This window comes from Kribbella sp. NPDC059898 (assembly GCF_042730855.1).
GTDB lineage: Bacteria > Actinomycetota > Actinomycetes > Propionibacteriales > Kribbellaceae > Kribbella.
In genome coordinates this window covers 158299-173495 of the sequence record NZ_JBHWKR010000007.1, presented here as the reverse complement: position 1 = coordinate 173495, position 15197 = coordinate 158299, and the positions used below count along the sequence as shown (strand labels likewise).

The following is a 15197-nucleotide window of genomic DNA, read 5'->3' as shown; positions in this document are numbered from 1 at the left end:
ATGCGCCCACTCCTACTCACCCTGATCGTCACGTTGACCGCGGGGTTCCTCGCGGGTCAACCGAGTACCGCCGCACCGCCGGCGTTCAAGCACCCCGGCGTCCTGGTCGACCAGGCGCAACTCGACTACGCGCGACAGCAGGTCCAGAAGGGCGCCCAGCCCCAGAAGGCGGCGTACGACTCGATGAAGGCCAGCCCGTACGCCGCCTTGTCGTACACCCCGAAGCCGCGCGCGATCGTCGAGTGCGGCTCGAGCTCGAACCCGAACAACGGGTGCTCCGACGAACGCAACGACGCGCTCGCGGCGTACACCCAGGCACTGATGTGGTACTTCACCCGCGACGACCGGTACGCGAAGAAGTCGATCCAGATCATGGACGCCTGGTCCGCCGTACTGAAGGACCACACCAACACCAACGCACCGCTGCAGACCGGCTGGTCCGGCGCCTCGTTCTCGCGCTCCGGTGAGCTGATCAAGCACACGTACGGCGGGACGTGGGCGCAGCGCGGGCGCTTCGAGAAGATGCTCCGCGACGTGTACCTGCCCGAGGTACGCAACGGCGCCGGGTGCAAGAACGGCAACTGGGAACTGATCATGACCGACGCCGCGATCGGGATCGCGGTGTTCCTTGACGACCATGCGGCGTTCGACAAGGCGCTGAGCATCTGGCGCGGCCGGCTGCCCGGGTACGTGTACGAGAAGTCCGACGGTGCGTACCCCAAGGCGCCGTCGACCTGCCCGAAGAACAGCCGGCAGGAGATCGTCGACTATTGGCAGGGCCAATCAACCTTCACCAACGGCCTGGCCCAGGAGACCTGCCGCGACTTCGGCCACACCGGCTGGGGCCTGACCGCCGCCACCCACATCGCCGAGACCGCCTACCACGAGGGCGTCGACCTGTACGCCGAAGCCGGCAATCGTTTGACTGACGCGTACAACTTCCACACCCGCCTGGAGAACGGCGCATCGACACCGTCGAACCTCTGCGGCGGAACCGTGAAGAAAGGCCTCGGCCCGGTCACCGAGATCGTCTACAACCACTACCACAACCGCCTCGGCCGGCAGTTGCCCGCCGTCCTGCAGTACACCGAGGCCGAACGCCCGGCGGGCGCGAACTACTTCTTCGCGTGGGAAACCCTGACCCACGCGAACAATCCGCGCTGAATCGATTCCCAGGACTGCCCCCTCCGGGCTAGCGTCGTGACCATCACTGACCTGGAGGGGGTTGTCGATGTCTCTCACCGAGCGCGAGCAGTCGGAGATCGAGCAGGCGAACACGTCCGGTAAGCAAGCAGTCGTATTCATCCACGGACTCTGGCTGCTGGCGAGCAGCTGGGACCGCTGGCGCCGGTTGTTCGAGGACAACGGGTACAGCACGGTCGCCCCCGGCTGGCCGGACGATCCGGAGACGGTCGCCGAGGCCCGCGAGCACCCGGAGGTGTTCGCGCACAAGATGGTGCAGGCGGTCACCGACCACTACCTGGAGGCGATCCGCGGCCTGGACCAGAAGCCCGCGGTGATCGGGCATTCGTTCGGCGGGCTGATCGCGCAGAAGGTCGCCGGCGAGGGCGCGGCCGCGGTCACGGTGGCGATCGACCCGGCGCCCGGTCGCGGCGTACTGCCGTTGCCGCCGTCCGCGTTGAAGGCCGGCTCGCCCGTGCTCGGGAACCCGGCGAACGCGCGGCGGTCGGTGACGCTGACGTTCGACGAGTTCAAGTACGGCTGGACGAACAACCTCGACGAGGACGAGTCCCGGCAGCTGTACGACGAGTTCCACGTCGCGGCGTCCGGCGTACCGATCTTCCAGGCGGCCGTGGCGAACCTGAATCCGTTCAGCGAGACGAAGGTCGACTACAAGGCCGAGAACCGCGGGCCGATCCTGCTGATCTCGGGGGAGAAGGACCACACGGTGCCGCACGCGATCACACACGCCGCGTACAAGCAGCACACGAAGAACGCGGGCGTCACCGAGTTCGTGGAGCTTCCCGGCCGTGGCCATTCACTGGTGATCGACCACGGCTGGGAAGAGGTCGCCCGGACGGCGCTCGACTTCATCCAGAAGTACTAGCGCTCACTGGGCGGGGTGGTAGCTGACGGTCCAGTTGTCGAAGTCGTAGACGACGGACTGGTTGCCGACCTGGGCGGTGAACCTCGACGCCAGCTGGTTCTGTTTGAGCCAGGGGGTGTCGAAGAGCTTGAACGAGTCGTAGTCGATCGGCTCGCCGTTCACCAGGTGGGTCGGGCCGGGGGCCGCGGTGGCGGAGTCGAACGTGATGTCGAGGTCCTTGCCGCGCAGCGTGTGGTAGATCAGCCGTGGGTTGGCGTCGTCGACGTGGCTCGTGTCCAGGCTGGTCTTCTTGAGCAGCTCGGCGGTGAACGCGTCCAGGTTCGGGTACGCCGCGGCGTCCGCGGTCTCCAGCACCCAGCCGTTGGTGTTGGCCTGGCTGCGCAGGATGTCGTAGCTGTAGGCGAGCGTCGCGGTCGGGTGGATCTGGGTCGTCGTCTTCACCTTGTTCGACGGGTCGTTCGGCGTCTGGTGGTACCAGGTCGCGGGCTTGGCCAGTTTGAAGGCGAAGTACGCCGAACCCGTGTCGACGACCGTCCAGCCGGCCACCTCCTTGCGCTGCTTGATCGAGCCGTTGTCGGGGAACATCGCGTTGAGGTAGTTCGACGTCTGGTCGCCGGACGTCTTGTAGACACCGACGGCCGTCGGCCCGTCCTGCATCACCCGATGGTCGGCCGGCTGGTCGTACGACCCGATCGGCGCGTTGCCCTGGTCGGTGGACAGCCGGAACAGCGGGTTCGGCGCGTCCGACTTCCAGCGCAGGATCATCGGCTGGTCCTCGATCCAGTTGTCGACCCGCCGGTACTGGACCTCGGTGGCCAGCCCGTACGTCGGTCGCACGTAGCTGGTCCGGTAGATGTCCATCGCGTGCCCGCTGGAGTTCTGCAGGTTCGTCTTGTGGGCCGTGTACGACTTGCCGGTCGTCTGCCCGATCTGCACCGCGAGCGCCGGCGGCTTGTACGTCGTTCCCGGCCAGGCGAGGAATCCGGCGTACTCGAGGTCCGGCCGGTACGCCGAGGGCGCCGGATTGTCGGACTCTCCCACACCCTGTTGTGCACGGTGCGCGCCGAAGTACGTCCAGGCGACGGTGGCGTGGTCGGCGGGCCGCCAGGTCGGGTCGTTGACCGAAGCGAGGTCGCCCTTCGCGCGGCTCTCGGACGAGATCAGGTAGCCGTCGTTCCAGTCGTTCGCCCACTCGAACCACATGACGTCCATCGCCATCTTGACCTGTTGGCGGAGCTCCTGGTCGTCCGCCCACTGGTAGATCGCGTTCAGGCAGACGTACGTCATCACCGTGTACTCAGGGCTCTCGTACTCGGCCCAGCCGCGGTGGACGGCGGCCTGCACCATCTCCAGGATGTTCGCCTTGTTCATCGCCATCAGCGTGGTGCCGGAGTTGCCGTTCAGGTCGACGACGTCGGGGAACGTCTGACCGACGAGGTAGCCGGTGACGTAGTTGCTCATCCGCAGGTTCTCGGTCTGGTTGAGCTTCTTGTACCCGTACTTCGCGAAGTAGGTGCGGACGTCCTGGACCATCGCCGGGCTGAACTGGTCGCCGGCCATCAGGTACGCGTACATCTTCGCGACGCTCTTGTACTGCTCGTAGTCGTAGCCCTGGAAGAGCTTGTCGAGCTTGGCGAGGTTCGCGTCGACGTTCTCGTGGTCGACGAGCTGCGCGGTGTACTCCGCGACGTTGATCGGGCCCTCTTCCTCTTGCATGGCCTTGGTCTTGTCCCACAGCCACTGCGTGCGGGACCCGATCGTGCCGGGGAACGGCGCCGGCTTGGTCGGTACGCTCGCCGCGGTCGTCACGTGGACCGGAGCGCTCATCGCGCTGACGTGGCCGAACGCGTCCTTCGCGCGCACCGTGAAGTCGTACCCGGTCGACGGCATCAGCCCGCCGATGGGCGCGATCGTGGTCGAGCCGCTCACCGATGCGACCTGGTACCCGTCGCGGAACACGTCGTACCCGGTGACCCGGGTGTCGTCGGTCGACGGCTGCCATTGCAGCGCGACCCCGCTCGAGGACGGCGTACCGGCGGTCAGACCGGTCGGCGTGGTCGGCGGCGACGTGTCGTTGACAGCACCCGCGTCGTACACGCCGAGGTTGTCGACGGTGATCGCCTCGTCGGTACCGCCGGTGTCGACGCGGACCTGGAATCCGAGCTCGACCGTCGTGACGAGCCGCTTGCCGCCGTTCGGGACGACCGTGAAGCGGTACTCCGGGAGGTCGGCCTCGGTCACGGTGCCGCCGGTCGTGCTCTTGTACGCCGTTGTCGTGGTCAGGCTGACCGACGGGACCGGGAACCGCGGTACGGCGACGTCGTCCCAGTTGCCGAACGAGATCTGCGCATAGATGTCCTTGGCAACGGGTTTGCTGCTGGCCGCGGTGCGCTTCAGGTCGAACTGCAGGACGAACTGTTCCGCCGGGCTGCCGACCGGCTGGCTGTAGATCGCGTTGATGCGGTCCTTCAAGGCCCCGGTGGGGAACCGGTGGTAGAAGTAGCTGGCCAGGTTGGCGTTCTGCGAGGAGTCGCGCAGCTCGACAGCGTTGTCGATCACCTGCTGGCTCCCGCCGCTGGTGGTGCTGGACAGCGTGAACGGGCTGACACCGGTGTCGATGCCGGTGTCCATGTCCGCGGCGAGCAGATTGACCGGCGGATCAGCAGTGGTGGCAGCTGTTGCGCCGGAGGACTGTGCTGCGAGCAGCAGTGCGATGGACAACACCAAAGCTGAGGTTTTCACCCTCATGGATCCATCCCTTTCGGTTGGGCACTTACTTGACGGCCCCCGTGACCAGGCCCTTGCTCCAGAACGACTGCAGTGACACGAACATCGCGACCACCGGCACGACCGACAGCAACGCCCCGGTGACGACGGTCGTGTAGCCGATGGGGTAGCCCTGCATCTCGCGCCAGCCGACCAGCCCCACGGTGACCGGCTGCAGCGAACTGTTGGCGAGCATGAGCGAGGGGAGCAGGAAGTTCGTCCAGATCGCGACGAACTGGAACAGGAAGACGGTGACCAGCGCCGGCGCCATGATCCGCATCCCCATCGCGAAGATGCGGAACTCCCGGGCACCGTCGATCCGGCCGGCCTCGATCAGCGCGTCCGGCACCGACGAGGCGGCGTAGATCCGGCTGAGGTAGACACCGAACGGACTGACGATGCTCGGGATGAACACCGACCAGAACGTGTTCACCACTCCGGTGTGACTGAACAGCAGATACAGCGGTACGGCGAGCACCGGCGCGGGCAGCAGTACGGCGGCCAGCACCGTACCGAACACCGCCTCGCGTCCCGGGAACGGGAACTTCGCCAACGCGTAACCGCACATCGCCGACAGCAGGGTCGAGACGGCACCGCCGCCGACGGCGTACAGCAACGAGTTGAGCAGCCAGTGCGTGTAGATGCCGCCCTGAGCACGGAACAGCGTCTGGACGTTGTCCCACAGGGCGAAGTGGTGCCCGAGCCAGAAGCCGTTGCCGGAGAACAGGTCTCCGCTGCTCTTGGTCGCGGACACGACCAGCCACCACACCGGCAGCAGGAAGTACAGCGCGGCAAGAGTCATGACCGCCAGCACGAACAGCCGGGAGGTCGGGCTCACCTTGGTCATGCATCAGTCCTTTTGGCGGAGGCCCGGAAGACGAGGACGGACAGCACGCAGATCAGTGCGCCGAGCACCACCGACTGCGTGGCCGCGTAGTTGAAGTTGTTGGCCGACAGCGATCGCAGCGCGGCCATGATCGGGGTGTACGTCGACGACAGGTTCGGCGCGACGGACTTCATCGTGACGGGCTCGTTGTAGAGCTGGAACGTGCCGATGATCGAGAACACCAGCGCCATCAGCAGCGCCGGGCGGACCTGCGGCACCTTGATGAACAGCGCCGCCTTCCAGCCCGAGCAGCCGTCCACCGCGGCGGCCTCCAGCGTCTCCTCCGGGATGGCCTGCAACGCGGCGTACACGAGGATCGTGTTGTAGCCGGTCCAGGCCCAGGTCAGGATGTTCGCGATCGAGAACGGCAGCGCGCCGTCGCCGACGAAGCTGAGGTGCTCGAACACGCGGGTGATCGGGCTCAGCGAGGGCGCGTACAGGAACGACCAGACCAGCCCCGCGATCACACCCGGCAACCCGTACGGGATGAAGTACGCGATCCGGAAGAACCGCGCACCCTTCGTCGTCCGGGCGTCGAGCAGCAGCGCGAGGAACAGCGCGATGACGAGCATCGCCGGCACCTGGATGATGCCGATGAACGCCACCCGGCCGAGCGCCGCGAGGAAGTCCTTGTCCTGGAACACCTGCGTGTAGTTGCCGAAGCCGGTGAACACGGTCTCGGACCCGCCGAGCCCGAGACCCGATCGTTTGACCGCGAAGAAGCTCTGCTCGATCGAGTACGCGGTCGGCACCAGGTAGACGAACACGAACAGCACGAGGAACGGCAGCATGAACGGTGCGGCCCGGCGGAGCTCCTTTGTCCTCATTGGCTGACCGAGAAGCCCTGCGACTTGAGGGCGGACACGGTGTCCTGCTGGGCCTTCGCGAGCGCGTCGCCGTACGTGCTCTTCTTGGTGGGGATCTTGCCCAAGCCGTCACCGAGCGACTTGGCCGAGGTCGACATGATCGGTCCCCACACCCAGCCGTCGGTCACCTTGCCGGCCTCGCTGCGGAACAGCTTGTAGATCGGCTGACCGCCGTAGTAGCTCTGCGGTGCGTCGAGCGCGGCGTTGGTCAGGCCCGGCTTGGACGCCGGCAGGATCGCGGCGGACGCGATCAGGTTCGACACCGACGCGTTGTCGGTCGACATCCAGAGCGCGAACTGGGTCGCCTCCTTCGGATGCGCGCAGCCCTTCATCACGGCCGTCGCCGACCCGCCCGAGTTGCCGACGGAGTCGCTGCCGCTCCAGCGCGGCATCGGCGCCACCGCCCACTTGCCGGCCGAACCCGCGGCGTTGTCGCGGATCAGGGACGCCGACCAGACCGGCCCGACCTCGGCCCACACCTTGCCCTTGCTCCACGCGGAGTACAGCGTCGCGTCGAACGCCGGATACGACGTGACGAGGCCCTTGTCGAACAGCCCCTGCCAGTACTCGCCGACCTTCTTGCCGCCGTCGGTGTCGAACGAGACCGACCAGGCGTTGTCCTTGACCCCGAACCACGGCGCGTCCGCCTGCCAGGAGAATCCGGCGTACAGGTAGGGGTCGGTCGGCAGGTTCATGATCCGCGCGGTCGGGTCCGCGGCCTTCACCTTCGCGGCGGCGTCGGCGAACTCCTCCCACGTCGTCGGTACGGCGATGCCGGCCTTCTTGAAGAGGTCCGCCCGGTAGAAGGTCGCCATCGGCGCGGTGTCCACCGGTACGCCGTACGCCTTGCCGTCGACGCCGACGTTGCCCCAGACCCAGTCCGGGAACTGGCCCTTGTCCTTGGCGACCGCGTCGCTGACGTCCTCGAGCGCGCCGGCGGCGAGGAAGCTCGCGAACGTCTCGTACCCGATCTGGGCCAGGCACGGCGCGTTGCCGGCCTTCGCGGCGGTCAGCATCTTGTCGTAGCCGCCGGCGCCGCCGTTGGTGATCGCCTCGTACTTCACGTGGATGTCCGGGTGCGTCTGGTTCCAGAGGTCGACGGACTTCTGATAGCCGGCCGCCCATCCCCAGAACGTGACCTCGGCCGGGCCGCTCTGACTGCTGCTGCTGGTCCCGCCGCCACACCCGGCCAGTACCAGACCGGCTGCGGCTGCTGCCGTTACTGCTGCCGCCATTCGCTTGTTCATGACGCTCTCTCTGTCTCTCTGTGCAGCGTGGATCGTGCCGGGATACTTGCATACAAGTAACCCACATGCAACGATTCAGGGGTGAATCCACGACCTGCCACCGTCCGGGAGCCGGATCCGACCGGCGTCCTGTCGCCGATCAGCCGGACCCGGGCCCGCACCCGGACCTCCGACCTGGTGTACGGCGAACTGGTCTCCGCGATCCGGGACCTCCGGCTCGCCCCGGGCGCCTCGCTGTCCGAGACCGAGATCGCGGACCGCCTCGAGGTGTCCCGGACCCCGGTCCGGGAGGCGATCGCGCGGCTCGTCGACGCCGGGCTGGTGCACGTCGTACCGCAGGTCGGCACCCGCGTCGGGCTGATCCGGCTGCCCGAGGTGGAGGAGGCGCGGTTCGTCCGCGAGAGCCTGGAGACGTCGGCGTTCGAGGCGGCCTGCGGTACGGCGACATTGGACGTCGGCGGGCTGCGTGAGCTGCTCGACGTACAGGAGCGGAGCTGCCGGGCCGAGGACTACGACGCGTTCTTCGAGGCCGACGAGGCGTTGCACAGCGAGATCTTCGCGCTCAGCGGGTACCCGGGGGCGTGGCAGGCGGTGCAGCGGATGAAGCTGCAGCTGGACCGGTTGCGGCGGCTCGCGCAGCCGGACGCGGCCAGCATCCGCACCCTGATCGACGAGCACCGGCTGATCGTCGACGCGCTCGAGGCGCGGGACGTCGACGGCGGCCGCACGCTGATCAGTCGCCACGCCCGGCGGGCGCACGATCTCGCGCCGGCCCTGCAGGCGCAGTACCCGGACTATTTCGTCGAATGACCATCCGGATCTCCCTCGGGCACATCGACACCTACGACGCGCGGGTCGCGACGTTCGCACATCAGCTCGGGCTGCGCGGCGTCCAGCTGCACACGCCGGACGTGCTCCCCGGCGTGGAAGGCTTCTGGAGCCTTCCGGAGCTGCGGGCGCTGCGGGAGCGCTGCGACGCGGACGGGCTCGCGATCGACGGTCTCGAGAACGTTCCGCTCGCGCACTTCTGGAAGATCCAGCGCGGGCTGCCCGGGCGCGACGAGCAGATCGAGAACTACCAGAAGACGATCCGCAACCTCGCCGCGGTCGGGATCGACCTGCTCGGCTACAACTTCCTGGCGACCTATGTCTGGCGTACGTCGATGTCGGCGGGCGGGCGTGGTGGCGCCAAGGTCAGTGCTTTCGACCTTGCGGAGGTGTCGCGGGGCAATGCGCTCGCCGGGTATCGGCTGACGCCGGACGAGCCGGCCGGCGAGCCGATCGACGCGGCGCGGATGTGGGCCAACCACCAGTACTTCCTCGACGCGGTGCTGCCGGTCGCGGAGGAGGCCGGCGTACGGCTCGCGCTGCATCCGGACGATCCGCCGGTCGACGTACCGCTGGGCGGGATCGCGCGGATCTTCACGTCGCCCGCTGCTCTCGGCCGGGCCTCGGCGCAGGCGGGCGGCAGCCCGTCGTGGGGGCTCAACCTCTGCCTGGGCACGGTGTCGGAGATGGCCGGCGAGGACAGCATCAACGAGGTCATCGACCTGCTCGGGCCCGCGATCTGGTACGTGCACTTCCGGGACGTGCAGGGGACCGTGCCGCGGTTCAGCGAGTGCTTCCTCGGGGAGGGGAACTTCGATCCGGCGCGGGTGATCCGGCGGTTGCTGGCGGCCGGGTTCGACGGGTTCCTGATCGACGACCACGTGCCGGCGATGATCGGCGACCTCGACACCTGGGGTGACATTTCCTCCGCGGCGTACTGCAGCCGGGGCCGGGCGCACGCGATCGGCTATCTGCAGGGCGTCCTGAACGGGATCGGAGCTACTGATGGCTGAGTCCGACGGCAAGGTCGCGATCGTCACCGGCGGGCTGAGCGGGATCGGAGCGGCGGCCGCCGAGTTGTTGTCGTCGCGCGGCGCGACCGTCATCGCCGCGGGACTGCCCGGTCCTGCCGCGGTCGGTGCCGAGCTCGACGTGACCGATGCGGCGGGATGCTTCCAGCTTGTCGACGAGGTCGTTCGTACGCACGGGAGACTCGACGTCGTGGTCGCCGCCGCCGGCATCCAGCGGTACGGCGACGTGGTGGAGACGACTGCCGAGGAATGGCGGACCGTCCTCGACGTCAACGTGACCGGCGCGTTCAACATCGTCAAACCCGCACTCCCGCACCTGCGGGCCCAGGGCGCGGGCGCGGTCGTGCTCGTGTCCTCGGTGCAGGCGTTCGTCACCCAGGAATCCGTCGCCGCCTACACCACCAGCAAAGGCGCCCTCAACGCCCTCACCCGCTCCATCGCGGTCGACGAGGCCGCCCACGGCATTCGCGCGAACACCGTCTGCCCCGGCTCCGTCGACACCCCGATGCTGCGCGCCTCCGCCCGCACCTTCAGCGACGGCAGTCCCGCGGGCGAGCAGCAGCTGATCGACACCTGGGGCCGGACGCACCCGCTCGGCCGCGTCGCCCGCCCGGCCGAGGTGGCCGAAGCCATCGCGTTCCTCGCCGGCGACCGCTCGTCCTTCATCACCGGCATCGCCCTCCCGGTCGACGGCGGCCTGCTCGCGAAGGCCGCCGTCCTGCTCCCGGACTGATGGCCGGACCGCTTCCGGACCGGCGATTGGGCGGAAGGCCCGCGGAGCGGCGAGTTGCACCGCGGGCCTTCCTGATCGGGGAGTCAGTCCCAGCTCAGGCCGCTGGAGGACTGGTACTCGATCACGCGGGTCTCGAAGAAGTTCTTCTCCTTCTTCAAGTCCATCACCTCTGACATCCATCCAAAGGGGTTCCGCGTTTCACCAAAGATCGAATTCAGTCCAATTTGTTCCGCTCTGCGGTCGGTGACGAAGTGCATGTACTGCTCGCAGAGGTCCGCGGTCAGCCCGAGCATCCCGTTCGGCATGGTGGCCCGCCCGTACGCGACCTCCAGCGCGCACGCCTCGGTCAGCATCTGCCGGACCTCCGCCTGGAACTCGGTGGTCCACAGATGCGGGTTCTCCTGCTTGATCTGGTTGATGCAGTCGATGCCGAAGTTCAGGTGGATCGACTCGTCGCGCAGGATGTACTGGTACTGCTCGGCGATCCCGACCATCTTGTTCCGCCGGCCGAGCGACAGGATCTGCGCGAACCCGGTGTAGAACCACATCCCCTCGAACACCACGTAGAACGCGATCAGGTCGCGCAGGAACGCGGTGTCGGCCTCCGGCGTACCGGTGCGGAAGTCCGGGTCCTCCAGGTGCTGGGTGTACTTCAGCGCCCAGGCGTCCTTGTCGGAGATCGACGGGACCTCGCGGTACATGTTGAACAGCTCGCCCTCGTCCAGGCCCAGCGACGTACAGATGTACTGGAAGGTGTGCGTGTGCACCGCCTCCTCGAACGCCTGGCGCAGCAGGTACTGCCGGCACTCGGGGTTGCTCAGCTGGCGGTAGACCGCGAGCACGATGTTGTTCGCGACCAGGGACTCCGCGGTGGCGAAGAACCCGAGGTTGCGCTTCAGCATCAGCCGCTCGTCGTCGGTCAGACCGTCCTTGGACTTCCATAAGGAGATGTCCGCCTGCATCGAGACCTCGGTCGGCATCCAGTGGTTGTTGCAGGCGTTCAGGTACTTCTCCCAGGCCCACGTGTACTTCAGCGGCAGCAGTTGGTTGACGTCCGCCCGCGAGTTGATCATGGACTTCTCGGAGACCTGGACGCGGTCCGCGCCGATCGAGATAGTGCTCACTGGCAGGCCTCGCAGTCGGGATCGTCGATGGAGCAGACCGCTCCAGTGGGTTCTGGAAGGGCGACGGCGACCGCGTTCAGGCGGCCGTCGGTGCCTTGCAACGTGGACTTCTCCACATGGGTAGCTGACTGCGAACGCAGGTAATAAGTCGTCTTGAGTCCATAGCGCCACGCTGACCGGTAAAGCTCATCCAGCGCGCGACCGGACGGCTTGGCCATGTAGAGGTTCAGCGACTGCGCCTGGTCGATCCACTTCTGCCGCCGCGAGGCAGCCTTCACCAGCCACAGCGGATCGATCTCGAACGCGGTCGCGTACAGCTCGCGGAGATCCGCGGGGATCCGCTCGATCCCGGCCAGCACCCCGTCGTGGTACTTCAGGTCCGACACCATCACCTGGTCCCACAGCCCGCGGTCCTTCAGGTCCGCGACCAGGTACGGGTTCGCGACGGTGAACTCGCCGGACATGTTCGACTTCACGAACAGGTTGCTGTACGTCGGCTCGATCGACTGGCTCACGCCGCAGATGTTCGAGATCGTCGCGGTCGGGGCGATCGCCATGACGTTGGAGTTCCGCAGGCCGTCGCGGAGGACCTTCGCGCGCAGCGCGTCCCAGTCCAGCCGGGTGCTCCGGTCGATGACCACCTCACCGTCGCGGGCCGTGTGCAGCAGGTCGAGCGAGTCGATCGGCAGGATCCCCAGACTCCACAGCGATCCGTCGTACGACGAGTACCGGCCGCGCTCGGCGGCGAGATCGCTGGACGCCTCGATCGCGTGGTAGCTGAGCTGCTCCATCGAACTGTCCGCGAACTCGACCGCCGCGTCGGAGGCGTACGGAAGCCGCAACTTGGCGAGCGCGTCCGCGAACCCCATCAGGCCGAGCCCGACCGGCCGGTGCCGCTGATTCGCCCGCTCGGCCTCCGGGGTCGTGTAGAAGTTCACGTCGATCACGTTGTCGAGCATCCGCACCGCCGTCCTGACGGTCTCCCGGAGCAGGTCGGCGTCGAGCCCGTCCGCGGTCAGGTGCGCGACCAGGTTGACCGAGCCGAGGTTGCAGACGGCGGTCTCGTCGACGGTCGTGTTCAGCGTGATCTCGGTGCACAGGTTCGACGAGTGCACGACGCCGTCGTGCTGCTGCGGCGACCGCAGGTTGCAGGCGTCCTTGAAGGTGATCCACGGATGCCCGGTCTCGAACAGCACCGTCAGCATCCGCCGCCACAGGTCGACCGCCTTGACCCGCTTGAACACCCGGATCTCCCCACGATCCGCGGCCGCTTCGTACGCGACGTACGCCGCGGCGAACGCCGGTCCGTAGAGATCGTGCAGCTCCGGCACCTCGTCCGGCGAGAACAACGTCCACTCACCACCGGCCTCGACCCGCTGCATGAACAGATCCGGAACCCAGTTCGCGGTATTCATGTCATGCGTCCGCCGCCGCTCGTCCCCGGTGTTCTTCCGCAGATCCAGGAACTCCTCGATGTCGACGTGCCACGTCTCGAGGTACGCACACACCGCCCCCCGGCGACGGCCACCCTGATTCACCGCGACAGCCGTGTCGTTGGCGACCTTCATGAACGGGACCACGCCCTGGGACTCGCCGTTGGTGCCGTGGATCTTGGCGCCGATGCCGCGGATCGGGGTCCAGTCGTTGCCGAGGCCGCCGGAGTACTTGGCGAGCAGGGCGTTGTTGCGGATGCCGGTGAAGATGCCGGACAGGTCGTCCTGGACCGTGGTGAGGAAGCAGGAGGAGAGCTGCGGGCGGGTGGTGCCGGAGTTGAAGAGCGTGGGGGTCGAGGACATAAAGCGGAACGAGCTCAGCAGTTGGTAGAACTCGATCGCCCGGGCCTCGCGGTCGTCCTCGCGCAGCGCCATACCCATCGCGACCCGGAGGAAGAACGCCTGCGGCAACTCGTAGCGCACCTTGTCGACATGCAGCAGGTAGCGGTCGTACAAGGTCTGCAAGGCAAGGAACGTGAAGGTCAGGTCCGCGTCGGGGTCGATCGCGGCGGCCAGCCGGTCGAGGTCGAAGGTGGCCAGCTCGGGGTCGAGCTGCCCGGCCTCGATGCCGACCTGGACATACTGCGCGAAGTAGGTCTTGTAGGCCTCCCGCATGTGGGCCTGGCTGGCCTGCCGGGGCTCGCCGTGCACCCGGCCGAGCGCCTCGCGGCGGATCCGGTCGAGCAGCAGGCGGGACGCGGCGAAGCTGTACTGCGGCTCGGTCTCGACGTACGACCGGGCGGCCATCACCAGCGCGAGCTCGACCTCGTGCTGGGTGATGCCGTCGTAGCAGGCGCCGAGCGTCTCGTTCAGGATCAGCTCGGGGTCGACGGCGTCCAGGCCGACGGCGGCCTCGGCGACCACGACGCGGAGCCGGTCGACGTCCAGCGGGGACCGGCTGCCGTCGGCCGCGCGGACGGTCAGCGCCGGCTTCTCGGTGATGCCGGACGGGTCGGCGGGGGTGCGGGCCTTGGTCCGCTCCTCGCGGTACAGCACGTAGGCGCGGGCGACCTGGTGCTCGCCGGCGCGCATCAGCGCCAGCTCGACCTGGTCCTGGATGTCCTCGACCTGCACGCTGCGGCGGACCTCGCCGCGGCTGGTCAAGGCGGTCACGACCCGGCCGGTCAGGTCGGCCACCAGGTCCCGGACCCGGTGGGTGGTGCCGGCGTCGGCGCCCTCGACGGCGAGGAACGCCTTCGACATCGCGACGGAGATCTTGGTGGTGTCGAACGGCGTACTGCTGCCGTTGCGGCGGACGACGGTCAGCTCGACCGCCGCGCCCGTCTCCACAGGTGAAGAAGAAGCAATGGTCACAGGTGTGCGCTCCAGAAGAGTTCGGAGACCCGTGAGGTCTCGGACCGCGTGCACCGGCGGTACACGCACCGGGATCCGGGCATGCCAGTACCACATCTTGTGGTATGAGACTCCCCGAACCACCAGTGGTAGTAATGCTAGGCGGAGAGATCTAGATCTAGTGGTAGCGCCACGCCGCAGGTCGCACATCTTGTGTCCTCATGCCGCGACCGCGTAGAGATCCTGGAGCGTCATGATCTCGGAGCCGTGGTGGATCAGCTCCCGGTTGAGTCGCAGGACGACATGCCCGAACGGCTCGGAGGCGTCGAGCTCGTTCGCCTGACTGAGGCCGACGGTCATCGCCTCGCTCTCGTCCAGGTCGGCGATCGCCTCCTGCCAGGCCTCGACCCAGTACGTCAGCCAGGCGACCGCGTCCTGCGCGTTGCCGTGCAGCGTGATGTCCGCGCGACCCTGCCGGCTCGCGCCGAACGTCCACTCCCAGCGCTCGAAGAACGTCTCGGTCAGATGCGCGATCAGCCACGCGATCGTCCGCGGTCCGCGATGGTCCGGCTCGTCCGGCCACTGCGCGACCCACTCACCGGACCCGAGCGGCCGGTACTGCCCGGTGTAGTGCCGGCGGACGACGGTCAGCGCCTCGCTGCTGGGTCTCCAGAAGTACTGCTCGTCGGTCAGTTCGTTGAGGCGTCCGGACAGCACCATCCAGCTGAAGCCCAGCTGGCCGCGGACCATCGCCATCGCCGAAGGCCGATGCAGGATGTCCCAGTCGAACGCCGCCATCTCAACTCTCCCCGGTATGATCGAACAGGTGTTCGAATTCTTGCTCGATCTCCGGAGGAAAGTC

The 15197-nt window shown here is 67.5% G+C and carries 12 protein-coding genes; 5 read left to right on the top strand and 7 right to left on the bottom strand.

Annotation, left to right across the window (positions count from 1 at the left end; all coding sequences use genetic code 11):
* Both ACFV9C_RS23085 and ACFV9C_RS23080 read left to right on the top strand, forming a co-directional pair.
* On the top strand, positions 1-1164 hold the full coding sequence (locus ACFV9C_RS23085; protein WP_380196536.1) for an alginate lyase family protein: 1164 nt from the start codon (positions 1-3) through the stop codon (positions 1162-1164).
* Positions 1165-1231: 67 nt separating this feature from the next.
* Positions 1232-2068: an alpha/beta hydrolase gene (locus tag ACFV9C_RS23080; protein WP_380196535.1), complete on the top strand. Its 837-nt coding sequence runs from the start codon at positions 1232-1234 to the stop codon at positions 2066-2068.
* A 3-nt stretch (positions 2069-2071) separates the two neighbouring features.
* Here ACFV9C_RS23080 and ACFV9C_RS23075 read toward each other — a convergent pair whose 3' ends face one another.
* From ACFV9C_RS23075 to ACFV9C_RS23060, 4 genes are read right to left on the bottom strand one after another with little or no spacing between them, the layout of a single operon-like run.
* Positions 2072-4816, bottom strand: coding sequence for a fibronectin type III domain-containing protein (locus ACFV9C_RS23075; RefSeq protein WP_380196533.1), 2745 nt, complete (start codon positions 4814-4816; stop codon positions 2072-2074).
* A 25-nt stretch (positions 4817-4841) separates the two neighbouring features.
* Entirely contained in the window at positions 4842-5681 is an 840-nt protein-coding gene (locus ACFV9C_RS23070; RefSeq protein ID WP_380196531.1) for a carbohydrate ABC transporter permease, read from the bottom strand.
* Entirely contained in the window at positions 5678-6547 is an 870-nt protein-coding gene (locus tag ACFV9C_RS23065) for a carbohydrate ABC transporter permease (protein ID WP_380196529.1), read from the bottom strand. Before ACFV9C_RS23065 ends, ACFV9C_RS23070 begins: the two co-directional genes overlap by 4 nt.
* Complete coding sequence (locus ACFV9C_RS23060) at positions 6544-7833, bottom strand: extracellular solute-binding protein (RefSeq protein ID WP_380196527.1); 1290 nt, start codon at positions 7831-7833, stop codon at positions 6544-6546. The genes ACFV9C_RS23065 and ACFV9C_RS23060 overlap by 4 nt, the downstream gene beginning before the upstream one ends.
* 81 nt (positions 7834-7914) lie before the next feature.
* Here ACFV9C_RS23060 and ACFV9C_RS23055 point away from each other — a divergent pair, with 81 nt between their 5' ends.
* Genes ACFV9C_RS23055 through ACFV9C_RS23045 form a run of 3 tightly spaced genes read left to right on the top strand, consistent with a single transcriptional unit; the run spans position 7915 to position 10425 of the window.
* Positions 7915-8643, top strand: a complete 729-nt coding sequence (locus ACFV9C_RS23055) for a GntR family transcriptional regulator (protein ID WP_380196526.1) — start codon at positions 7915-7917, stop codon at positions 8641-8643.
* The gene (locus ACFV9C_RS23050; protein WP_380196525.1) at positions 8640-9674 is read left to right on the top strand and encodes a mannonate dehydratase; all 1035 of its coding nucleotides are present in this window, start codon (positions 8640-8642) and stop codon (positions 9672-9674) included. Before ACFV9C_RS23055 ends, ACFV9C_RS23050 begins: the two co-directional genes overlap by 4 nt.
* On the top strand, positions 9667-10425 hold the full coding sequence (locus ACFV9C_RS23045) for an SDR family NAD(P)-dependent oxidoreductase (RefSeq protein ID WP_380196523.1): 759 nt from the start codon (positions 9667-9669) through the stop codon (positions 10423-10425). The genes ACFV9C_RS23050 and ACFV9C_RS23045 overlap by 8 nt, the downstream gene beginning before the upstream one ends.
* 83 nt (positions 10426-10508) lie before the next feature.
* On the opposite strand, the gene ACFV9C_RS23040 is transcribed toward ACFV9C_RS23045, so the two are convergent.
* From ACFV9C_RS23040 to ACFV9C_RS23030, 3 genes are all read right to left on the bottom strand, one after another.
* Complete coding sequence (locus ACFV9C_RS23040) at positions 10509-11549, bottom strand: ribonucleotide-diphosphate reductase subunit beta (protein WP_380196521.1); 1041 nt, start codon at positions 11547-11549, stop codon at positions 10509-10511.
* The gene (locus ACFV9C_RS23035) at positions 11546-14332 is read right to left on the bottom strand and encodes a ribonucleoside-diphosphate reductase subunit alpha (RefSeq protein WP_380196519.1); all 2787 of its coding nucleotides are present in this window, start codon (positions 14330-14332) and stop codon (positions 11546-11548) included. The genes ACFV9C_RS23040 and ACFV9C_RS23035 overlap by 4 nt, the downstream gene beginning before the upstream one ends.
* Positions 14333-14554: 222 nt before the next feature.
* Entirely contained in the window at positions 14555-15133 is a 579-nt protein-coding gene (locus ACFV9C_RS23030) for a DinB family protein (RefSeq protein WP_380196517.1), read from the bottom strand.
* Positions 15134-15197: the final 64 nt, after the last annotated feature.